This is a genomic window from Pseudomonas sp. NFX224 (assembly GCF_048565165.1).
Taxonomy (GTDB): domain Bacteria; phylum Pseudomonadota; class Gammaproteobacteria; order Pseudomonadales; family Pseudomonadaceae; genus Aquipseudomonas.
Window position 1 is genome coordinate 3,382,007 of the sequence record NZ_CP183416.1, and the last position, 21,300, is coordinate 3,403,306.

General features: G+C 60.5%; 21 protein-coding genes. 9 read left to right on the forward strand and 12 right to left on the reverse strand.

From position 1 onward, the window contains the following. Positions 1-57 precede the first annotated feature (57 nt). Together ACNYC6_RS15255 and ACNYC6_RS15260 are read right to left on the reverse strand one after the other, a co-directional pair. Positions 58-1,260, reverse strand: coding sequence for a multidrug effflux MFS transporter (locus ACNYC6_RS15255; RefSeq protein WP_419708127.1), 1,203 nt, complete (start codon positions 1,258-1,260; stop codon positions 58-60). A gap of 130 nt (positions 1,261-1,390) precedes the next feature. Continuing rightward, on the reverse strand, positions 1,391-2,587 hold the full coding sequence (locus ACNYC6_RS15260; protein WP_419708128.1) for a class I SAM-dependent rRNA methyltransferase: 1,197 nt from the start codon (positions 2,585-2,587) through the stop codon (positions 1,391-1,393). 231 nt (positions 2,588-2,818) lie between these two features. Here ACNYC6_RS15260 and ACNYC6_RS15265 point away from each other — a divergent pair, with 231 nt between their 5' ends. The 3 genes from ACNYC6_RS15265 to ACNYC6_RS15275 are packed head-to-tail and all read left to right on the forward strand — an operon-like array spanning position 2,819 to position 4,852. Then, positions 2,819-3,634, forward strand: a complete 816-nt coding sequence (locus tag ACNYC6_RS15265) for an HDOD domain-containing protein (protein ID WP_419712971.1) — start codon at positions 2,819-2,821, stop codon at positions 3,632-3,634. Positions 3,635-3,665: 31 nt separating this feature from the next. Further along, positions 3,666-4,478, forward strand: a complete 813-nt coding sequence (gene mutM, locus ACNYC6_RS15270; protein ID WP_419708129.1) for a bifunctional DNA-formamidopyrimidine glycosylase/DNA-(apurinic or apyrimidinic site) lyase — start codon at positions 3,666-3,668, stop codon at positions 4,476-4,478. A 53-nt stretch (positions 4,479-4,531) separates the two neighbouring features. After that, on the forward strand, positions 4,532-4,852 hold the full coding sequence (locus ACNYC6_RS15275; RefSeq protein WP_419708130.1) for a multidrug transporter: 321 nt from the start codon (positions 4,532-4,534) through the stop codon (positions 4,850-4,852). Positions 4,853-4,985: 133 nt separating this feature from the next. On the opposite strand, the gene ACNYC6_RS15280 is transcribed toward ACNYC6_RS15275, so the two are convergent. The 5 genes from ACNYC6_RS15280 to ACNYC6_RS15300 all read right to left on the reverse strand — a co-directional run bounded on the left by ACNYC6_RS15280 (position 4,986) and on the right by ACNYC6_RS15300 (position 9,613). Then, the gene (locus tag ACNYC6_RS15280) at positions 4,986-5,237 is read right to left on the reverse strand and encodes a YfhL family 4Fe-4S dicluster ferredoxin (RefSeq protein WP_003195146.1); all 252 of its coding nucleotides are present in this window, start codon (positions 5,235-5,237) and stop codon (positions 4,986-4,988) included. A 102-nt stretch (positions 5,238-5,339) separates the two neighbouring features. Beyond that, positions 5,340-5,819: a pantetheine-phosphate adenylyltransferase gene (gene coaD / locus ACNYC6_RS15285; RefSeq protein WP_419708131.1), complete on the reverse strand. Its 480-nt coding sequence runs from the start codon at positions 5,817-5,819 to the stop codon at positions 5,340-5,342. A gap of 115 nt (positions 5,820-5,934) precedes the next feature. Further along, complete coding sequence (locus ACNYC6_RS15290; RefSeq protein ID WP_419708132.1) at positions 5,935-7,530, reverse strand: GMC family oxidoreductase N-terminal domain-containing protein; 1,596 nt, start codon at positions 7,528-7,530, stop codon at positions 5,935-5,937. Positions 7,531-7,608: 78 nt separating this feature from the next. Beyond that, entirely contained in the window at positions 7,609-8,154 is a 546-nt protein-coding gene (locus tag ACNYC6_RS15295) for a twin-arginine translocation pathway signal protein (protein ID WP_419708133.1), read from the reverse strand. A gap of 28 nt (positions 8,155-8,182) precedes the next feature. Then, a complete protein-coding gene (locus tag ACNYC6_RS15300; protein WP_419708134.1) occupies positions 8,183-9,613 on the reverse strand; it encodes a coniferyl aldehyde dehydrogenase in 1,431 nt (476 codons plus the stop codon). A gap of 147 nt (positions 9,614-9,760) precedes the next feature. Between ACNYC6_RS15300 and ACNYC6_RS15305 the strand changes: the two genes are divergently transcribed. Together ACNYC6_RS15305 and ACNYC6_RS15310 are read left to right on the forward strand one after the other, a co-directional pair. Beyond that, on the forward strand, positions 9,761-10,429 hold the full coding sequence (locus tag ACNYC6_RS15305) for a TetR/AcrR family transcriptional regulator (RefSeq protein WP_419708135.1): 669 nt from the start codon (positions 9,761-9,763) through the stop codon (positions 10,427-10,429). Between the two features lie 49 nt (positions 10,430-10,478). Further along, a complete protein-coding gene (locus tag ACNYC6_RS15310; protein ID WP_419708136.1) occupies positions 10,479-11,333 on the forward strand; it encodes a sulfurtransferase in 855 nt (284 codons plus the stop codon). Between the two features lie 85 nt (positions 11,334-11,418). Here the strand turns inward: ACNYC6_RS15310 and ACNYC6_RS15315 are convergent, their stop codons facing one another. The 5 genes from ACNYC6_RS15315 to ACNYC6_RS15335 are packed head-to-tail and all read right to left on the reverse strand — an operon-like array spanning position 11,419 to position 16,761. Then, the gene (locus tag ACNYC6_RS15315; protein WP_419708137.1) at positions 11,419-12,246 is read right to left on the reverse strand and encodes an AraC family ligand binding domain-containing protein; all 828 of its coding nucleotides are present in this window, start codon (positions 12,244-12,246) and stop codon (positions 11,419-11,421) included. Between the two features lie 3 nt (positions 12,247-12,249). After that, positions 12,250-13,248 (reverse strand): hydrolase, encoded by a 999-nt coding sequence (locus ACNYC6_RS15320; RefSeq protein ID WP_419708138.1) that lies wholly within the window; start codon positions 13,246-13,248, stop codon positions 12,250-12,252. 60 nt (positions 13,249-13,308) lie between these two features. Next, positions 13,309-13,923 carry a 16S rRNA (guanine(966)-N(2))-methyltransferase RsmD gene (gene rsmD, locus ACNYC6_RS15325; RefSeq protein WP_419708139.1) on the reverse strand — a complete coding sequence of 205 codons (615 nt, stop codon included), beginning with the start codon at positions 13,921-13,923 and terminating at the stop codon, positions 13,309-13,311. Then, on the reverse strand, positions 13,923-15,413 hold the full coding sequence (locus tag ACNYC6_RS15330; RefSeq protein ID WP_419708140.1) for a M16 family metallopeptidase: 1,491 nt from the start codon (positions 15,411-15,413) through the stop codon (positions 13,923-13,925). Before ACNYC6_RS15330 ends, rsmD begins: the two co-directional genes overlap by 1 nt. Next, entirely contained in the window at positions 15,406-16,761 is a 1,356-nt protein-coding gene (locus tag ACNYC6_RS15335; RefSeq protein WP_419708141.1) for a M16 family metallopeptidase, read from the reverse strand. Before ACNYC6_RS15335 ends, ACNYC6_RS15330 begins: the two co-directional genes overlap by 8 nt. 343 nt (positions 16,762-17,104) lie before the next feature. Between ACNYC6_RS15335 and ftsY the strand changes: the two genes are divergently transcribed. The 4 genes from ftsY (at position 17,105) to rpoH (ending at position 21,246) form a co-directional block, all read left to right on the forward strand. Then, a complete protein-coding gene (gene ftsY / locus ACNYC6_RS15340; protein WP_419708142.1) occupies positions 17,105-18,589 on the forward strand; it encodes a signal recognition particle-docking protein FtsY in 1,485 nt (494 codons plus the stop codon). Further along, complete coding sequence (gene ftsE / locus ACNYC6_RS15345) at positions 18,586-19,257, forward strand: cell division ATP-binding protein FtsE (protein ID WP_095057385.1); 672 nt, start codon at positions 18,586-18,588, stop codon at positions 19,255-19,257. The genes ftsY and ftsE overlap by 4 nt, the downstream gene beginning before the upstream one ends. Continuing rightward, positions 19,254-20,276 carry a permease-like cell division protein FtsX gene (gene ftsX / locus ACNYC6_RS15350; protein ID WP_419708143.1) on the forward strand — a complete coding sequence of 341 codons (1,023 nt, stop codon included), beginning with the start codon at positions 19,254-19,256 and terminating at the stop codon, positions 20,274-20,276. The genes ftsE and ftsX overlap by 4 nt, the downstream gene beginning before the upstream one ends. Before the next feature lie 115 nt (positions 20,277-20,391). Then, the gene (rpoH, locus tag ACNYC6_RS15355) at positions 20,392-21,246 is read left to right on the forward strand and encodes an RNA polymerase sigma factor RpoH (RefSeq protein ID WP_047534555.1); all 855 of its coding nucleotides are present in this window, start codon (positions 20,392-20,394) and stop codon (positions 21,244-21,246) included. Positions 21,247-21,300: the final 54 nt, after the last annotated feature.

Below are 21,300 nucleotides of genomic sequence, written 5' to 3' on the forward strand. Positions count from 1 at the left end.
ATGCCGGGAAGCGTTGATACAGTGTTGATGGGGCGTGTGGGATGACGACTGGCAGTGTCAGCCGATATCGGGCATCTGTTTATTCCTGTGGGTGATCAATGCATTCAGTCCAAGGCCCGCGAGGCTCAATGTCAGGAAGCAAAGGGCCAGAATGGTGATCAAGTCCTCGGGCGACGCACTGATTAGCGCGCTGATCACGCCGCCAGTGAGGAACATCAGCACACCGCCTACTGAGGTAGACGTGCCGGCATGTTCAGGGTGGATGCTCATGGCCATGGAGTTGACGATGGGTCTGGTAATGGTGGTTCCGAGCGTACACACCAGCATGGGTATCAACACCGTAGTGGCAGAGAGGCCGAACTGATGAGTCAACCACAACATGACCGGGCCCGAAGCTGCAATCAGCCACAGGCCAGCATTGATTTGCGTGTTGGCCGGCAGGTGTCGATGCAAGACGCTGGCGACCACGCCACCCAGAACATAGGCAACGCCATACAGCAGCAACGCCCAGGCGAATTCGTACGGTGAGAGTGCCAGATGTTCCATGAAAATAATGGGTGAACTGACGATGAAGGAAAAATGGCAGGCGAAGGCCAGGGCCGAAATCAGCCAGTAACCCATGAACCGTGCATCCGAACATACCCGCCAATAAGCGCTGAAAAATCGGCCATGTGAAGCCGTGCGCACCGGCGGGGTTTCCTTGAACAGCCAGAAAGCGCTCAGCCAGACAATAGCTGCCAGTGTGACAAACACATAAAAGCTGCCCTGCCAGCCGAACTGCAATTGCAGCCATGTCCCCAGCAGCGGCGATATTGAAATGAATACGCCGCCCGCGGTCACCATCCAGATCCGCAGTCGCTGCCTTTCCCGGCCGATGAACAAATCCTGGACCAAGGCCTGGGACAGCGAAAAGGATCCGCAACCGATGGCCTGGATCACCCGAAAAACCAGAAACCAGCTGTATTCGCTGGAAACCGCGCATCCGATCGCCCCCGCCATCGCGACAGCCATACCGCCCAACAGCAGCTTCTTGCGGCCCCACATGTCCGACAGCGGCCCCACCAGCATGATGGAAAACGCCAGGCTGACGGCGAACAGGCTGACAGACAGGGCAACCTCAGGCGGCGAGATATGGAAATAGGCCGAAAGGTCGGGAAAGGAGGGGAGAACCACGTCCAGCGGGAGCACGCCTAGCAGCGTCATTGTCATCAGCAACAGGATGATCAACGGCTTTTCGTTGGCGTTTTTGGCAGAGGGCATCGATCCATTCTCTCGCTCCGTGAGGGTCGAAGGAGAATTGATTTCATGAGGACGCGAGTCAATGCCAATACGCGTGGGGCAATTCTGAATCTGTTGTAGGAGCGAGCTCGCTCGCTCCTACAGGTGGTTTTTAGCTGTTTGGCAGCAACCGGCAGGTGATGCTCTTGATGTAGCGTGTTTCAGCGATAGCAGGGTGAACCGGATGATCCGGGCCCTGGCCGCCGCGTTCCAGCATCTGGATGTTGCGGTCCAGGTGGCGGGCGCTGGTCAGCAGGATGTTCTGCAGGTCGTCTTCCGGCAGGTGCATCGAGCACGATGCGCTGACCAGGATGCCGTCCTTGGTGAGCAGGCGCATGGCTTGCTCGTTCAGGCGACGGTAGGCGCCTTCGCCGTTTTTCATGTCTTTCTTGCGTTTGATGAACGCTGGCGGGTCGGCCACGATCACGTCGAAACGCTCTTCGCCGGCTTTCAGCTCTTTGAGGGCTTCGAACACATCGCCTTCGATGCAGGTCATTTTCTCGGCGAAACCGTTCAGCGCGGCGTTGCGCTCGACGCCGTCGAGGGCGAAGGCCGATGCGTCGACGCAGAACACTTCACTGGCGCCGAACGCGGCGGCTTGCACGCCCCAGCCACCGATGTAGCTGTACAAGTCCAGTACGCGCTTGCCTTTGGCATACGGCGCCAGGCGTGCGCGGTTCATGCGGTGGTCGTAGAACCAGCCGGTTTTCTGGCCCTGGATGACCGGTGCTTCGAATTTCACGCCGTTCTCTTCCAGCGCAACCCACTCCGGCACCAGGCCGAATACGGTTTCGACGTAGCGGTTGAGGCCTTCGGCGTCACGGGCCGCGGAATCGTTCTTGAACAGAATGCCGCTTGGCTTGAGCACTTGGGTCAGCGCCGCGATCACGTCGTCCTTGTGGGCTTCCATGGTCGCCGAAGCGATCTGCACCACCAGGATGTCGCCAAAACGGTCGACCACCAGGCCTGGCAGCAGGTCGGAATCGCCGTAGACCAAGCGATAGAACGGCTTGTCGAACAGACGATCGCGCAGCGACAGGGCGACGTTCAGACGATGCACCAGCAGCGATTTGTCCAGCGGCAACTTGATGTCACGCGACAGCACGCGAGCGCAGATCAGGTTGTTCGGGCTCATGGCAACGATGCCCAGCGGCTTGCCGCCGGCGGCTTCGAGGATCGCCTGGTCGCCGGCCTTGAAACCGTGCAAAGGTGTAGCGGCTACATCGATTTCGTTGCTGTAGACCCACAAATGACCGTTGCGCAGACGACGGTCGGCGTTGGCTTTGAGGCGCAGGCTAGGCAGGGACATGACGTCGCTCCGGAAAAAAGAGCGGGAGTATAGCGCGTTGCGCAAGGCCTCGGCGCGGTGGATGGACATGCGGTGTTCAGTCCGGGAATTGGATGAAACTTCCACCGATGGACCACCCAAGGTGTCGGATCCAAGTTTTAGAAGCTAGAATCGGCGCCTGGCCCAGAGTGTGTACTTATGTCCCAAGAGCTGACTTCCGAACAGATCCAACAGTCCCTGCAAGGCATCAGTGTGCCTGCCCAACCGCAGATCATGGTGGATCTGCAGATGGAGCAATACATGCCCGATCCGGATCTGGAAGTGATCGCGAAGCTGATTTCCCAAGACCCGGGTCTGTCTGGCGCCTTGTTGAAAATCGTCAACTCGCCGTATTACGGCCTGACCAACAAGATCGCCTCGATTCAGCGCGCAGTGAATCTGCTGGGCAGTCGCTCAATCATCAACCTGATCAACGCGCAGTCGATCAAGGGCGAGATGAACGACGAAACCATCGTCACGTTGAACCGCTTCTGGGATACGGCGCAGGACGTGGCGATGACCTGCCTCACCCTGGCCAAGCGCATCGGCGCCCAGGCTGGTGATGAAGCGTATGCGCTGGGTCTGTTCCACGACTGTGGCGTGCCGTTGATGCTCCAGCGTTTCCCCGAGTACATGACCGTGCTCGAACAGGCCTACGCCAATGCCGGTCCCGATTGCCGAGTGGTGGACACCGAAAACCAAGCGTTCAACACCAACCATGCGGTGGTCGGTTATTACACGGCCAAGTCCTGGCGTCTGCCGGAGCATGTGAGCACGGCCATCGCCAATCACCACAATGCCCTGGCGATTTTCAGCGATGAGTCGTCGCGCAACAGTTCGTTGAAAAACCTGCTGGCGATCCTGAAAATGGCCGAACACATTTGTGCGTCTTACCGGGTGCTGGGTAACCAGACCGAAGACCATGAATGGAATAGTATCGGGCCTCTGGTGCTCGATTACATCGGGCTCTCGGACTACGACTTCGAAACCCTCAAGCAGACGATTCGCGACCTCGGCACTCACCGCTGAGTCGCACCTGCCAGCCTGATTCGAGAGCACCATGCCTGAATTGCCAGAAGTCGAAACCACCCGCCGTGGCATTGCGCCGCACCTGGAAGGCCAACGTGTCAGCCGGGTGATCGTGCGTGACCGGCGTCTGCGCTGGCCGATTCCCGAGGACCTCGACGTGCGCTTGTCGGGCCAGCGCATCGTGCTGGTGGAGCGGCGTGCCAAGTACCTGCTGATCAATGCCGAGGTTGGCACGTTGATCAGTCACCTGGGGATGTCGGGGAATTTGCGTCTGGTGGAAGCTGGCCTGCCGGCGGCCAAGCATGAGCATGTGGATATCGAACTGGAGTCGGGCCTGGCCCTGCGCTACACCGACCCGCGGCGGTTTGGCGCGATGCTCTGGAGCCTCGACCCGCTTAACCACGAGTTGCTGATTCGCCTGGGGCCGGAGCCGCTGACCGACCTGTTCGACGGTGAGCGTTTGTTCCAGTTGTCTCGCGGGCGTTCGATGGCGGTCAAGCCGTTCATCATGGATAACGCGGTGGTGGTTGGCGTTGGCAACATCTACGCGACCGAAGCGCTGTTCGCTGCCGGGATCGACCCGCGTCGCGAAGCCAAGAGCATTTCCCGGGCGCGTTATCTGAAGCTGGCAATCGAGATCAAACGCATCCTCGCCGCTGCCATTGAGCGCGGCGGCACCACGTTGCGGGACTTTATCGGCGGTGACGGCCAGCCTGGCTACTTCCAGCAGGAACTGTTCGTGTACGGCCGAGGCGCCGAGCACTGCAAAGTCTGTGGTGCGCAGTTGCGGGAAGTGAAACTCGGGCAGCGCGCCAGCGTCTTTTGCCCGCGCTGCCAGAGCTGAAACGCCTACGGTCTATAGTCAGTGTTCTGACTGTCTCGCCGAAGGACCGTGCCATGAACCTGTTTCGGACCCTTGTCGTCGCGTTGCTGCTGAGCGTTGGTGCATCAGCCGCGGCCAGCGGCGGCAGCGGTGATCCGCTGTACACCATCCAGAATCCACCGGCTTACGCCATGATTGGCGACTTGCTGATTGCCCGGCCTTTGCTGGTCGCGGCGACGGTGATCGGTGCTGGGGTGTTTGTGGTGTCGTTGCCGTTTACCGCGTTGGGCGGCGGCGTGGGCGATGCCGGGCAGGCGCTGGTGGTTGATCCTGCGAAAGCGGCGTTCGTGCGGTGTCTGGGGTGTATCGGGGAAGGGTTTGAGCAGACTGAGTGAGCTGATCTGGATGATTGGCTGCGGCCGATGGTCTCATCACCAGCAGGCTCGCACACAGTGAACTTGCGTCGATCACAAATTCCCCTGTGGGAGCTAGCCTGCTGGCGATGAGGCCCGACAGGCGCTAGAGCATTCAAGCCTTACCGGTAATCTTCCGGTACTTCTCCATCAACTGCTCTTCAGTCTCCGGATGGGCTTCGTCCAGCGGAATGCAATCGACCGGGCAGACCTGTTGGCACTGCGGTTCGTCGTAGTGGCCGACGCACTGGGTGCACAGGTTCGGGTCGATCACGTAGATCTCTTCGCCTTGGGAAATGGCGGCGTTCGGGCACTCGGGTTCGCAGACGTCGCAGTTGATGCAATCGTCGGTAATGATCAGGGACATGCTAACTCCAGCCGGGGCGGCAGGCCCGGGCGCAATAAATCAATGCGCGTAATTGTGCCGCATTGGCGCCTGCGTTGCACGCGGGCGCCGCTTGAGCGGTGCTTACTTCTTGAAGCGCTCGGTCAGCGCATCCGCCACCGCAGGGTGGACGAACTTGGTGATATCGCCGCCCAGGGCAGCAATTTCACGGACCAGCGTCGAGGAAATGAACGAATAACGCTCGGACGGGGTAAGAAACAGACTTTCCACATCCGGGGCCAGTTGACGGTTCATGTTGGCCAGCTGGAATTCGTATTCGAAGTCCGACACTGCGCGCAAACCACGCAGGAACACGTTGGCGCTCTTCTCTTTGGCGAAATGCGCCAACAGGGTCGAGAAGCCGACGACTTCAACGTTCGGCAGATGTTTGGTGACCTCGCGGGCCAGCTCCACACGCTGTTCCAGAGGAAACAACGGGTTTTTCTTCGGGCTGGCGGCAACGGCAATGATTACGTGGTCGAACAGGCGCGCGGCGCGTTCGACCAAGTCGCCATGGCCCTTGGTAATAGGGTCGAAGGTACCTGGGTACAACACTCGGTTCATCGCGTCGTCCTGGCGGGAGTGCGTTGGGGAGTCGGATGGTATCGCAGCCTTCCCGGTCGGCCAAGTCGCCTGTTGGGTAAGAAAGCACTATAGACGATAGGAATATTCGTCATTTTCATGGGTTTTTCAAACGTTCTGCCAGGGACGTCGCCAGTTGCGCTGTCAGGCCGTAGACCGACAGCTGCGGGTTTGCGCCAATGCTGGTGGGGAATAGCGAGCCGTCGTGAATCGACAGATTAGCCAATTGATGATGCCGGCCGAGGCTGTCGGTCACGGCGTTTTGCGGGTCTTCGCCCATCGCGCAACCGCCCATCACGTGGGCACTGCCCAGCCGCGTGCGGTACAGCTCCAGGCTCAGGCTATCGATCAGGGTGCGTGCTTCCGCGAGGGTTTTCACATAGCGCGCATCGGCGTGCATAGGCATCACTGCCTTGGCGCCACCGGCGAACTGGATCTCTGCCATGGTGTGGAAGGCCCGGCGCAAACCGTCCCAGGCATAAGGCGAGACCTGATAATCGAGCACGGGCGTGTCGTCGCCGCGCAATTCGACGCTGCCGCCCTGGCTGTCCGGGTGAAACCCGTCGCGCAACAGCGCCAGCATGGCGTGGGTGTGCGGCAGATTGGCCATGTGCTGCGCATTTTCCCGGCCGAAGCCGCCGAGCAGTGTGGTCGCCAGGGCCGGGTGCAACGGCGGAACTTCCAGTTTGTAGGCCATTGGACCGGTGGTGCCGTCCTGCCATTGAAAATGGTCGGAGTAGATCGACTGCGGCGCACCATAGAACGGGTTGACCACCTCGTCGAACAGCGCGGCGGACATGTTCACCGGGTGCAGGAACGTGCGCTTGCCCAAGCGTTTGTGCGGATCCGGTGCCCCGGAACGCATCAGCAGCCCCGGCGTGTTGATCCCGCCGCCGGCCAGTACATAGTGCCGCGCCTTGACCGTAATCTGGCGGCCGGTGGGCTCGACGCAGCGCTCGTCCATCGCCGAGCATTGCAGGCCGGTGATCTTTTCGCCGCTGATCAAGAGCTTTTCGGCGCGGGCCAGATAGAGCAGTTCGCCGCCCTTTTCCAGGGTCGCCGGAATGGTCGTGACCATCATCGATTGTTTGGCGTTGGTCGGGCAGCCCATGCCGCAGTAACCGAGGTTCCAGCAACCACGCACATTGCGCGGGATGACATGCCAGCTGTAGCCGAGTTTCTCGCAGCCTTTGCGGATCACGTCGTTGTTGGCATTGGGCGGGACCAACCACGGCGCGACGCCCAGACGCTGCTCCATTTTTTCGAACCACGGCGCCATTTCCGCTGGGCTGTGGCCCTTGACGTTGTGTTCCTTGGCCCAGTGTTCCAGGGTCGGTTCCGGGGTGCGGAAACTGGAGGTCCAGTTGATCAGCGTGGTACCGCCCACCGCACGGCCCTGAAGGATGGTGATCGCGCCGTCCTTGCTCATGCGGCCGATGCCTTCCTGATAGAGGCTGGCGTAGGCCTGATCCTCGAGCAGCTTGAAGTCGCTGCTGGTCTTGAGTGGGCCTTCCTCGATCAGCAGCACTTTGTAGCCGGCTGCGCTGAGGATTTCAGCCGTGGTTCCACCGCCGGCACCGCTGCCGATGATCGCCACATCCGCTTCGAGGGTCAGGTCCTGGCTCAGTTGTGAGCCGTTATAGGTTTTCCAGCCACGGGCCATGCCTTCGCGGAACAGATCGGGTACGGGCATCTTCGGGTTCTCTTTTTATTATTGGAGGGCACGGTCTGATGTGGGTGCGAGCCTGCTCGCGATGGAGGCGACTCGGTTTCAAACGGTCGGCGGTCCGGGGTACCCGCAATGCGCCCACGACTCCTTGCGCCCATACCACGCCATCAACACCAGTTGCTGCAATGAGCTGTGACCCATGCGCAGCAGGCTCAAGGAGCTGTTTTCCCAGCGATTGAGGAAGTGCCGGATATCATCGGCGCTGGCGTTTTCCCAACTGCCCCAGATCCCGGTCAGTGGACCGCGGGTGACGGCCATGCCCAGCACATCGAACAGTTGCCGGGTCAGCTTGAGCATCTCCGGCGACAGGTGATCGAGGTTGTAATCCAGACTTTTGAGCGTGCCGTCGACGGCAGCCGGCATGTGGTCGGCGGTCACGGCACCGCTGAGCATCACCGGCAGCAGTGCCCGCAAAAACAGCAGGTCGCCACTGCGCAGTGTCGCGAAGCCGCTTTGCGCAACGCTTGACGAACAGCCACTGAGGCTGGCGCCCAGTCCGGCCGTCGCGAGAAAGGCACTGGCGCCGAGGCTGAATTTGAGCAGGCCGCGCCGTGACAACGCGGGTGTATCGGACAGGCTTGGGTTCATTGTTGTTATTACCCGAGTGTGACGTCCATTAGCGGATAAACAGCTTCTGGATCAGTTTCTGAATGGATTTGCCGTACGGCGGGTAAATCAACTTTGCCGCGTTAAAGCGCTGTTTGATCAACACACCCTTGGCCTTGCTGAAGGTGAGGAAGCCTTCGTGGCCGTGGTAATGGCCCATCCCCGAAGGCCCGATGCCGCCGAACGGCATGTCATCCTGGGCCACATGCAGCAGCGTGTCGTTGAGGCACACGCCACCAGAATGGGTTTCGTGCAGTACGCGGTTTTGTTCGCGCTTGTCGTAGCCGAAGTAGTACAGCGCCAGTGGGCGAGGGCGCTGGTTGATGTAGGCAAACGCCTGATCGAGATCCTTGTACGGCACGATCGGCAGCAGCGGGCCGAAGATTTCGTCCTGCATCACCGTCATGTCGTCGGTGACATTGAGCAGCAGGCTATGCCCCATGCGCCGGCCCTGGCTTTGCTCGAACAGCGGAATCAGCAGCGCGCCCTTGCTGGTGGCGTCGCTGACATAGCCGTTAAGGCGTGCCAGTTGTCGGTCATTGATGATCGCGGTGTAGTCGGGGTTATCCGTAAGCGTCGGATAAAACCCGCGAACCACCTGACGGTAGGCTTCAACGAAAGACCCAACGCGTTCTTCCGGCACCAGCACGTAGTCAGGGGCCACGCAGGTCTGGCCAGCGTTGAGCGTCTTGCCGAAGGCGATACGTTCGGCGGCATCCTTGAGCGGCACGTCGTGGGACACGATGGCCGGGGACTTGCCACCCAGTTCCAGGGTGACCGGCGTCAGGTTCTCTGCCGCCGCGCGCATCACGTGTTTGCCGATGCTGGTGGCGCCGGTGAACAGCAGGTGATCGAAACGCAGCTGCGAAAACGCCACGCCGATATCGGCCTCGCCCAGCACCACGCCGACCAGGTCTTCGGGGAAAATGCGCCCCAGCAGTTCTTTCATCAGCAAACCGGTGGCCGGGGTGGATTCGCTGAGTTTGAGCATCACCCGATTGCCTGCCGACAAAGCGCCGACCAGAGGCCCGATGGCCAGGTACAGCGGGTAGTTCCACGGGACAATCACCCCGACGACGCCCAGCGGCTGGTAAACCACTTTGGCCGAGGCCGGCTGGAAAGCAGCGCCGACTTTGCGCCGCGAGGCGCGCATCCAGCCCTTGAGATGGCGGCTGGCGTAGTGGATGCCGTGCAGGCTCGGCATCAATTCGGCGAGCAAGGTTTCATCGGCGCTGCGATGGCTGAAATCCTGGCTGATCGCGTCGATCAAGGCCTGACGCTCGGTGTTCAATAAATCCTTCAACGCCTTGAGCCATTGCTGACGCTGGGCCGCCGGGGGCATTGGATTGGCTGCATAAGCGGCGCGCTGCGCATCGAACAGGGATTGAAGCTCTTCCAGAGGCTGCTGGAGGTTTTGCAGGTAGGAAATATCAGCAGTCATGGTCGGCTCCGGATTTATTGTAATGAAGCGCTTTTTAGAGTGTATGCTCTATAAAGTCAAATGCCGTCCTCGGCGCGGCGATGTTCCATCCGCTCGCAGATAGGTCGTAAGATGCCCGCCAACGCACTCTGAATTAAAGCTCAAGCCATGGCCCCACGGATCAAAACCAGCGAGCGCATCGTGCAGAACAGCCTGGAGCTGTTCAATCAGCAGGGTGAGCGCAGCATCAGCACCAACCATATCGCTGCCCATATGGAAATTTCCCCGGGCAACCTGTACTACCACTTCCCGAACAAGCAGGCGATCATCGCCGTGCTGTTCAGCGAGTACGAAAGCCTGGTGGACAGCTTCCTGCGCCCGCCACAGGGGCGCGCCGCGACGGTGGAAGACAAGCGCTTCTATCTGAAGGAATTGCTGTCGGCGATGTGGGGCTACCGGTTTTTGCATCGCGACCTTGAGCATCTGCTCGACAGCGATCCGGAACTGGCCGCCCGTTACCGGCGTTTTTCCCAGCGTTGCGTCATCCAGGGCATGGCCATCTACGAAGGTTTCGTTGCCGCCGGCATTCTGAAAATGGACCGGGTGCAGATTGAATCCCTGACCCTCAACGCCTGGATCATCCTCACGTCCTGGGTGCGCTTTCTGTGCACCACGCGGGAAAACTCCAGCCACCTCAGTGAGCAGGCGATCAAGCGCGGCGTCTATCAGGTGCTGGTGCTGGAGGCCGGATTCGTCACGGATCAGGCGCACGAGGCGGTCAACGCCTTGTTCGAGGAGTTTTACGTACCGCTGGCCCAGGCGCTCGAAGAGCTTTGAAGGCGAGAGTGCAGTAGGATCGAAATCCGCCTAATCACAGGAGCCCGTTATGCCCATTGCGCAACTGATCAGCCCGCAAGCACTGGACCTGAAAAAGGACCAGCCGGGGTTGGTGATTCTCGATTGTCGTTTTGCCCTCGAAGACCCGGATTACGGTCAGCGCAGCTACGCCGAAGGGCACATCGCCGGGTCGGGTTTTGCCGATCTCGAGCGCGATCTCAGCGGCAAAGTGGTCAAGGGTGTGACCGGTCGTCATCCGCTTCCCGAGCCAGCCGAGCTGATCGAGCGCCTGCAAGCCTGGGGCATCAACAACGACAGTGACGTGGTTTTGTACGACGACGGTCCAGGTGCCTACGCGGCGCGGGCCTGGTGGTTGCTGGCCTGGCTGGGCAAGCGTGATGGCGTGTTCATTCTCGATGGCGGGCTCAAGGCGTGGCACGCGGCGGGTTTGCCGCTGAGCCTTGATTCGCCGTCGATCACTCGCGGCACTTTCGCCGGTACGCCTGATGGTTCGTTGCTGCTCAGTGCAGAACAGCTGCACAAGCGTCTGGCTCAACCGGAACTGACCTTGCTCGATGCGCGCGCACTGCCGCGTTTCAAAGGTGAAGTGGAGCCGATAGACCCGATTGCCGGGCACATTCCCGGTGCCCAATGCGCGGCGTTTACCGACAACCTCGGGGGTGATGGGCACTTCCTGCCGGCCGATCAACTCAAGCAGCGCTTTGCCGCGAAACTCGGAAATCGTTCGCCGGACGATCTGGTGGCGTATTGCGGCTCTGGCGTGACGGCGTGCCACAACCTGTTTGCATTGTGTCTGGCGGGTTATTCGTTGGGGGCGTTGTATGCCGGGTCTTGGAGCGAGTGGATCAATGACCCTGCGCGGGGAATCGCGAAGGGCGAGTAAAGATCAATAGATCGCAGCCTCCGGCAGCGCCTGCTTGGGCATTCAAACCCTGTAGGCGCTGCCGGAGGCTGCGATCATTTCGTTTCTAAAGCCGAGCGCTTCGATACGCCCCCGGCCCCACCCCATACACCTGCTTGAACTGCCGACTCAGATGACTCTGGTCAGCAAATCCCAACTGCGTAGCCACTTCCAGCGGCAAACAACCGCTCTGCAATAAGCCTCGCGCCCGGGCGATGCGCTGCTGCATCAGCCAGGTGTGCGGCGGCATGCCTGTGGCGCGGCGAAACACTCGGGCGAAATGGAAGGGTGACAGGTTCACCGCCGCCGCCAGTTCCTCCAGTGAGGGCGGTGCAGCGAGTTGCGCATGCAGTAATTCCTTGGCCAGCCTCACTGCCCGATGCTCTTTACCGGGTTTGCCAGCGTCCGCCACCGCCGCATGACGCTGCAACAACGACAGCATCAATTCCCGCCAGGCAGTCTGCTGTTGCAGGGCCGTCGACGGACTTTCCAGTAGACGATGCAACTGACAGAAACCGTTCACCAGATCCGGGTCGCGATACAGCGTGGCGCCGAATGCCGGCGGGTTAGGGGTCGGCAGTTCAAGTTCGGCCAACAGTGACAGGATCTGCCCGCTGTCCGGATAAAAAGCCCGGTACAGCCAGCCGTCCTCCGTGCCCTTGTGGCCGGTGTGCAGTTCATCAGGGTTGATCAACACCAGCGTGCCGCTGTCTGCCAGGTGTTCGGCGCCGCGATAGCGATAACGTTGGGCACCGGCCATGATCATGCCGATCACGTAGCCGTCGTGCACGTGTGGGGCGAAGCGCTGTTCAATGTAGCGCGCCGACAACAACTCGACCCCGGCCAACGGCGCCGTTTGCCAGAAACGGATCGATTCGCCCTGATCGACGTCCACGGCTTACGCGCGACCTGCGTTGGCCAGCCAGTGCGGGATGCGCCGCTCCAGGTAGTAACCCGGTTGCCTGACCGAACCGTCGATAAACCCGACATGCCCACCCTTGGCCTGCAATTCGAACTGCGTGCAGGCCGACAATTCGTCGGCGTGCGGCAGGCTGTGGGGAAACACGAACGGATCGTCGGCAGCCTGAATGATCAGGGTCGGCGTGCGGATTTCCCCGAGGAAATAGCGGCTCGACGCGCGGCGATAATAATCCTCGGCATCGACAAAACCGTTCAGTGGCGCAGTGACCCGGCCATCGAAATCCCAGAAAGTGCGCATGTTCTCCAGCGAGCCGAGCGCCGCTAACGTCGCCAAGCCATCCTCGCGCCCGTCATGCTGGAACTGCCGCTGCTTGTTCTTGATGTAGGCGAGCATCTCGCGCATGAAATGCGCCTGATAGACCTTTGAGAACCCTTGGCCGATCCGGTCGGCGCACTGGTCCAGACGAAACGGCACTGACACCGCTACGGCGCCCATCACGCCGCTGTCACTGCCGGATTCACCCAAATGTTTGAGCAGGACATTGCCGCCCAGGGAATAACCGACCGCATACAGCGGCGCCAGAGGCCGCTTGGCCCGCAGATGCTTGATGGTTTCGGCAAGGTCTTCGCTGGCGCCGGAATGGTAGCTGCGCGGCAGCAGATTGGGTTCGCCGGAGCAGCCGCGCCAGTTCAGCGCAACGCTGGCCCATCCTCGGTCGGCCAGGGTTTTTTGCATACCGGCAACATAGGGCGAATTCGACGAGCCGGTCAGCCCGTGCAGCACCAGCACCAACGGCGCATCGACGCTGCGCGGGCCGTGCCAGTCGAGGTCGAGGAAGTCGCCATCTTCGAGCCACAAGCGTTCACGTTCGCGTTCGATGTGCGTGGTTTTTCGCCACAGCGGCCCCCACAAGGTCTGCAAGTGCGGGTTGCCGAGGCCGAAGGCGGGGGTGAAGCGTTCTGACGGATGGGACACGATTGTTCTCGATGCAGCGGCGCGCGCCTGTGCGGTGCGCGCCTTGTTCAGGCCGGTCGATTAACCGGCGATCTCTGCCATACGTTGCCACAACGAATAATAGACCCGCCCGGATTTTTGCTCGCGGTGCAGGCGCCAGTTGCCCGGCAGGCCGAGCGTCGACGGTGCGGATTCGCTTTCGGTGTACACCCACGCGTCCTCGGCCAGCCATTGGCGCTCTTCGAGCAACTTGCACACGGCGGGCAGCAGGTTCTGGTTGAACGGCGGGTCGAGGAACACCAGGTCATAAGCCGTGGCGGTCTGGGTTTCCAGATAGCGCAGGGCATCAGCGGTCTGGACCTGGCCGGTGGTGCAGCGCAGCGTACCCAGATGCTCTTTCAGGCTGGACACTGCAATACTGCTGGCATCCAGCGCCTGACCCATGGCCGCGCCACGGGACAAGGCCTCGAGGAACAGCGCGCCGCTGCCGGTGAACGGGTCGAACACCTTGGCACCCGGAACGTACGGCGCAAGCCAGTTGAACAGGGTTTCACGCACCCGGTCCGGCGTCGGGCGCAGGCCCGGGGCATCGGGGAAGCTCAACTTGCGGCTGCGCCATTCGCCGCCGATGATGCGCAGTTGGTTCACGCCGTTGTGTACGTTGTGAACGGGTTTTTTAGGACGGGAAGTAGCCATTAATGCTCCGGAACCCCGAGCGGTTGCTCGGCAGGTTTATCAGTAGGGGCCGGTAACGGCTTTTGCGGCACGGTCGGGCCAGCGCTGACGATGACCATTTTGTCCGTGCTCAGGTGTTTGTTCATGGCCGCTTTGACCTGCTCGACGGTCAGGTTCTGGGACTGCTGCATGAAGTCTTCCAGATGACTCAACGGCAGATTATAGAAGCCGATGGCGCCCAACTGACCCACGATATCGGCGTTGCTGGCGGTGGACAGCGGGAAGCTGCCGGCCAGTTCACGCTTGGCGTCGTCGAGTTCTTTTTCGGTCGGACCGGTTTTAAGGTAGTCCGCGAGGACGTCCTGCACCAGCTTCAGCGTGCCTTCGCTCATCTCGGCGCGGGTTTGAAGGTTAATCATGAACGGGCCGCGCGCCTGCATCGGGCTGAAACCCGAATAAACGCCATAGGCCAGACCGCGCTTCTCGCGCACTTCGCTCATCAGTCGAGTGCCGAAGCCGCCGCCACCGAGGATCTGGTTGCCCATGGACAGTGCTGCGTAGTCCGGATCATCACGGTCGATACCCAGTTGCGCGAGCATCAGGTTGGTCTGCTTGGACGGAAACTCGATGTGGCCGATGCTGGCCTTGGGTTCAGTCGGTTGGGCGATTTTCGGCAGGGCCGGGCCTTTTGGCAGGGCAGCGGAAACCTGTGCGGCGATGGCTTCGGCATCGGCGCGAGACAAGTCGCCGACCAGTGCGATCACCACGTTGCCGGCCGCATAGGCTTTCTCGTGGAAAGCACGCAGTTGCGCCAGGGTGATGGCAGGAACGGTTTTCGCCGTGCCATCGCTGGCGTGCGCGTAGGGATGGTCGCCATACAAGCGGTTCATCAGTTCGAGACTGGCCAGTTTGCCGGGGTTTTGTTTCTGGTATTCGAAGCCGGCGAGCATCTGGTTCTTGATGCGGGTAAACGAGTCGGCAGGGAAGGTCGGTTTGCCGATGACTTCAGCGAACAGCTTCAACGCCGGTTCACGTTTGTCCGCGGCGCTGAGGCTACGCAGCGACGCAACCGCCATGTCTTTGTAGGCACCGTTGCCGAAATCGGCGCCCAGGCCTTCGAAGCCTTGGGCGATGGCGCTGACGTCTTTGCCAGCCACGCCTTCGTTGAGCATGGCGTTGGTCAGCAGGGCCAGGCCAGGTGCATCACCGTCCTGGCTGCTGCCAGCGGAAAAAATCAGGCGCATGTCGAACATCGGCAGCTCACGGGCTTCGACGAACAAGACCTTGGCGCCTTCGGCGGTGCTCCAGGTTTGCACGTCGAGTTTGCGGTGGCTTGGTGCCTTGCCGTTGAGTTCGGTCAGCGATTGCAGCTTCTGGCTGGCCTTGGCCTTGTCCAGTGCTTCGCTGGCGTTGGACTCGTCGGTCTTCGAGAAATAGAACGCGGCGGACCCGATCAGGGCAGCGGCGATCAGGCCGAGCAAGGCCAGGCGCGGCTTTTTATGTTCACTCATGAGTCGTCTCCTCCGGCAGTACATGGGCGACGCTGAGACGTTCGCGGGTGAAATACAGCTTGGCGGCTTTCTGGATGTCTTCCGGGGTCACGCTTTCCAGATCGGCGAGTTCGGTATCCATCAGTTTCCAGGATAGGCCTACGGTTTCCAGTTGACCGATAGCGGTGGCCTGGCTGGTGATCGAGTCGCGCTCGTAGACGAGGCCAGCGATAACCTGTGCGCGCACGCGCTCCAGTTCTTCAGTGGTCGGCGCGGTGGTTTTCAGCTGTTCAAGCAGCTTCCACAAACCGGCTTCGGCCTGGGCGATGGTTTTGTTTTTCTGGCTGTTCGGCGTTGCCGAGAGGGTGAACAGGCTGTCGCCGCGGGTGTAGGCGTCGTAGCTCGACGAACCGCCGGACACCAGCTCTTCGCCGCGTTCCAGTTGAGTCGCAATGCGCGCGCTGTAGCCGCCGTCGAGCAGCGCGGAAATCAGGCGCAATGCATTCACCGAACGCTTGTCTTCAGCGGTCGCGATACTCGGCACGTTGAAGGCCAGCATCAGGCTCGGCAATTGGGTCTTCACGTGCAGGGTGATCTGGCGTTCGCCGGGCTCGGCCAGTTCCAGCGGTTTTTTCGCGGCCGGCACATCACGTTTGGCGATCGGGCCGAAATAACGCTGGGCCAGGGTTTTGACTTCTTCCGGCGTCACGTCGCCAACCACCACCAGCGTGGCGTTGTTCGGTACGTACCAGGATTCATACCAGTGGCGCAGCTCTTCGACTTTCATGCGCTCCAGGTCCGCCATCCAGCCAATGGTCGGCGTGTGGTAGCCGCTGGCGGGGTACGCCATGGCCTTGAAACGCTCGTAGGCCTTGGACATGGGTTTGTCGTCAGTACGCAGGCGACGCTCTTCTTTGATGACTTCGATCTCGCGGGCGAACTCGTCCGGCGGCAGACGCAGGCTGGCCATGCGGTCGGCTTCGAGTTCGAAGGCCACGCCGAGGCGGTCGCGGGCCAGTACCTGGTAGTACGCGGTGAAGTCGTCGCTGGTGAAGGCGTTCTCTTCGGCGCCGAGATCGCGCAGGATCAGCGACGCTTCGCCGGGGCCGACTTTCTCGCTGCCCTTGAACATCATGTGTTCCAGGGCGTGGGACAGGCCGGTCTGACCCGGTGTCTCGTAGCTGGAACCAACCTTGTACCAGACCTGGGAAACCACCACCGGCGCACGATGGTCTTCGCGCACGACGACCTTCAAGCCGTTGTCGAGGGTGAATTCGTGGGTCGGTTGTGGATCGGCAGCCAGGGCCGAGAGGGGCAGGCAAACTGTGCTGAGCAGCAGGCCTGCGGCGCGGCGGGCTAGAGCATTCATTCGTTTTTAAACCTTTGGGGCTGCCCGCTTGTTCTTAGCGTCAGCGGGCGAGAGGGTGCTAGGATACTGATCCGTTTTAGCGGCGGCCACGCCTATCAGGCCTTTCTGCATGATCAGGTTGAATGGGTTTGCGACGGAAGGTGTGAATTTATCAACTGAATTCCGCTTTTTCGCCGATTTTGCTGCTTTAGTCCTATGACAAATCGATTCTTTGAGGTGCCGATGAGCACCTCGACAAAATGTTGCGCGTGAACAAGCTGGGTCAATCGCAGTCTGTTCTGCATCGAATATTTATTTGCCGGGGCGCCATTGGCGCGTCGCTACCGTGAGATAGCCGTCCTCCATGTTTGGTTCCAACGACGACAAGAAGACCCCAGCTGCGGCTGGCGAGAAGAAAAGCCTGTTCGGATGGCTGCGCAAGAAACCGCAGGAAACCGTCGTCGAACAGCCACAGCCACTTCCTGAGCCAGCAACCGCGCCGGTAATAGAAGCAGAACCTGCGCCGGTGGTGTTGCCGATCGCCGAACCGGTGCTGCAACCGGTCGTCGAGCCTGTAAACGATGTCGCGGCCGAATTGCCGCTGACTCCGACGGCCGAGCCGTGGCTGACCTTGCCAGTGGCGGAAGAGCCGGTGGCATTGGTCGAAAATGAGCTGGCGCCGCATGTGACGCCGCCGATTCCAGCGCCGACGGCATTTGCTCCTGAGCCGGTTCAGGTTCCGGTGGTTGAGCCGGTTCTCGAGCCTGTCGTTGAACCTGCCCCTGAACCTGTCGCCCCGGCATTCGTTGCGCCGCCGGAACCGGTTGTTCAAGCACCTGCACCTGCACCTGTCATCGATCCTGTTGGCGTCGCGCCAGTCGAAACCCTGGTCGAGCCTGCACGCACCGAAGAGTCCAAGGCCGGTTTCTTCGCCCGTCTCAAGCAAGGCCTGTCCAAAACCAGTGCTAGCATCGGCGAAGGCATGGCCAGCCTGTTCCTGGGCAAGAAAGCCATTGATGACGAGTTGCTCGATGACCTCGAAACCCGCCTGTTGACCGCTGACGTAGGCGTCGAGGCCACTTCGGTGATCATTCAACGCCTGACCCAAAAAGTCGCGCGCAAAGAACTGGCCGATGCCGATGCGCTGTACAAATCCCTGCAAGCCGAGCTGGCAGCGATGCTCAAGCCAGTCGAGCAACCGCTGAAAATCGCCTCGCAGAACAAGCCGTTCGTGATTCTGGTGGTCGGCGTCAACGGTGCCGGCAAGACCACCACCATCGGCAAACTGGCGAAGAAGCTGCAACTGGAAGGCAAGAAAGTCATGCTCGCCGCCGGCGACACCTTCCGCGCCGCCGCCGTTGAGCAATTGCAGGTCTGGGGTGAGCGCAACAAGATCCCGGTGATCGCCCAGCACACTGGCGCCGACTCCGCTTCGGTGATCTTCGACGCCGTGCAGGCCGCCAAGGCCCGTGGCATCGACGTGCTGATCGCCGACACCGCCGGTCGTCTGCACACCAAAGACAACCTGATGGAAGAACTGAAAAAGGTTCGCCGGGTGATCGGCAAGCTCGACGCCGACGCGCCGCACGAAGTGCTGCTGGTGCTCGATGCCGGCACCGGCCAGAACGCCATCAACCAGGCCAAGCAATTCAACCAGACCGTCGAGCTGACTGGCCTGGCGCTGACCAAACTCGACGGCACCGCCAAGGGCGGGGTGATCTTCGCCCTGGCCAAGCAGTTTGGCTTGCCGATCCGTTACATCGGTGTCGGCGAAGGCATCGACGATTTGCGTACTTTTGAAGCTGAACCCTTTGTCCAGGCACTGTTTGCCGAGCGGGAGCGTTCATGATTCGTTTCGAACAGGTCGGTAAACGCTACCCGAACGGTCACGTCGGCTTGCATGAGCTGAGCTTTCGAGTCCGCCGGGGTGAGTTTCTGTTTGTGACTGGCCATTCCGGTGCGGGTAAATCCACGCTGTTGCGCCTGTTGCTGGCCATGGAGCGCCCGACCAGCGGCAAATTGCTGCTCGCCGGACAAGACCTGAGCACCATCAGCAACGCGCAGATTCCATTCCTGCGCCGGCAAATCGGCGTGGTGTTCCAGAATCACCAGTTGCTGTTCGATCGCACCGTCTTCAACAACGTTGCGCTGCCGTTGCAGATTCTTGGCCTGTCCAAGGCCGAAATCGCCAAACGCGTGGATTCGGCCCTGGAGCGCGTGGCGCTGTCGGACAAGACCGATTTGTACCCCGGCGACCTGTCCACCGGTCAGCAACAGCGCGTCGGCATTGCCCGTGCGATCGTTCACCGCCCGGCCTTGCTGCTGGCGGACGAACCGACCGGTAACCTCGACCCGCGTCTGGCGGCAGAAATCATGGGCGTGTTTGAAGACATCAACCGCTTGGGCACCAGCGTACTGATCGCGAGTCACGACTTGGCGCTGATTGCGCGTATGCGCCATCGCATGCTGACCCTGCAACGCGGTCGATTGATCGGTGACGGGGAGGCTGCAGAATGAGCGCGACACGCAGTCCGAAGGTTTCCGAACGCGTGGCCCCGAAAGCCGCCGATCCACAACCGAAGAAGAAAAAACACGACGACGATGACGGCCCGGACTTTGCCACGCTGTTCCGTGCCTGGGTCGAAAGCCACCGCGCCAGCCTGCTGGATAGTCTGCGGCGCCTGGGTAAACAGCCGATTGGCAGTTTTTTCACCTGCATGGTGATGGCGGTGGCCCTGAGTTTGCCCATGGGGCTGTCACTTCTGCTAAGTAACGTCGAGCGTCTGGGCGGTTCCTGGCAGCGGGCGGCGCAGATTTCCCTGTACCTGCAAATTGAAGCCAGCCCGGCTGAAGGTGAGTCCCTGCGCGAGCAGATCAAGGGCATGCCTGGCGTGGCGGATGCTGAATATGTCGGGCGGGATCAGGCGCTGGAAGAGTTCCAGCAGCAGTCCGGCCTGGGTGAGGCGCTCAAGGAACTGCCGGAAAACCCGCTGCCTGGCGTGATCCTGGTGACACCGACCGAAGTCGACAAGCCAGCCCTTGAAGCATTAAGACAAAAACTTTCCGAACTGCCCAAGGTACAACAGGCACAACTTGATCTAGTCTGGGTCGAGCGTCTGGCAGCCATCCTCAAGCTGGGTGACCGTTTTGTCTTCGGTCTGACCGTGCTTCTGGTTTCTGCATTACTTTTGGTGATAGGCAATACCATTCGTCTTCATATTGAAAACCGCCGCACAGAGATAGAAGTGATTAAACTCGTGGGCGGCACTGACAGCTATGTGCGCAGGCCCTTTCTGTATATGGGCGCGCTGTATGGTTTCGGTGCGGGGATCCTTTCCTGGGGCGTACTGGCGTTCGGCCTTGACTGGCTGAACGACGCGGTCGTCGGGCTGGCCGGTTTGTATGGCAGTGATTTCGCACTGGCCGGCGTACCGGTAGCCGATGGTCTATCTCTCTTGCTTGGCGCGGTGCTGTTGGGTTATATCGGTGCATGGATTGCAGTCGCACGCCATCTCAGGGAGCTGGCGCCGAAGTAGAGTCTATTTTTTGCGCGTGATTGACCTTACGGTTTTTAAGGGAACTTGTCTTTCGGTTTCCGGTCAATTTTCGCAGTGCCACTGGCACGAGTCTGTAAGTCGGAGGTTTTTTCGTATGACCAATTCTTTGCAACCTGCGTACGCGTTGGTTCCGGGTGCAAACCTGGAAGCCTATGTGCACACCGTCAACAGCATTCCATTGCTGACGCCGGAGCAGGAGCGTGAACTGGCCGAGAGTCTCTATTATGAGCAGGATCTTGAGGCGGCTCGGCAGATGGTGCTCGCCCACCTGCGTTTTGTCGTACATATCGCCCGTAGCTATTCCGGCTACGGTCTGGCTCAGGCTGACCTGATCCAGGAAGGTAACGTCGGCCTGATGAAGGCCGTGAAGCGCTTCAACCCGGAAATGGGCGTGCGCCTGGTGTCCTTTGCCGTGCACTGGATCAAGGCTGAGATTCACGAGTTCATCCTGCGCAACTGGCGCATCGTGAAAGTCGCGACCACCAAGGCCCAGCGCAAGCTGTTCTTCAACCTGCGCAGCCAGAAAAAACGTCTGGCCTGGTTGAACAACGAGGAAGTCCATCGTGTGGCGGAAAGCCTCGGCGTAGAGCCTCGGGAAGTGCGCGAGATGGAGAGTCGCCTGACCGGCCATGACATGGCCTTCGACCCGGCTGCCGAAGCCGACGACGACAGCGCTTTCCAATCGCCGGCCAACTATCTGGAAGACCACCGGTACGACCCGGCCCGTCAACTGGAAGATGCTGACTGGAGTGACAACTCCAACCACAACCTGCATGAAGCGCTGGAAGTGTTGGACGACCGCAGCCGTGACATCCTTTACCAGCGCTGGTTGGCAGAAGAAAAAGCCACGCTGCACGACCTGGCGCAGAAGTACAACGTCTCGGCCGAGCGTATTCGTCAGCTTGAAAAGAGCGCGATGAACAAGCTCAAGTTGTCGATCGCCGCATAACCGGCGAGCAGGCAATAAAAAACGCCCCGATCATTGATCGGGGCGTTTTTGTTT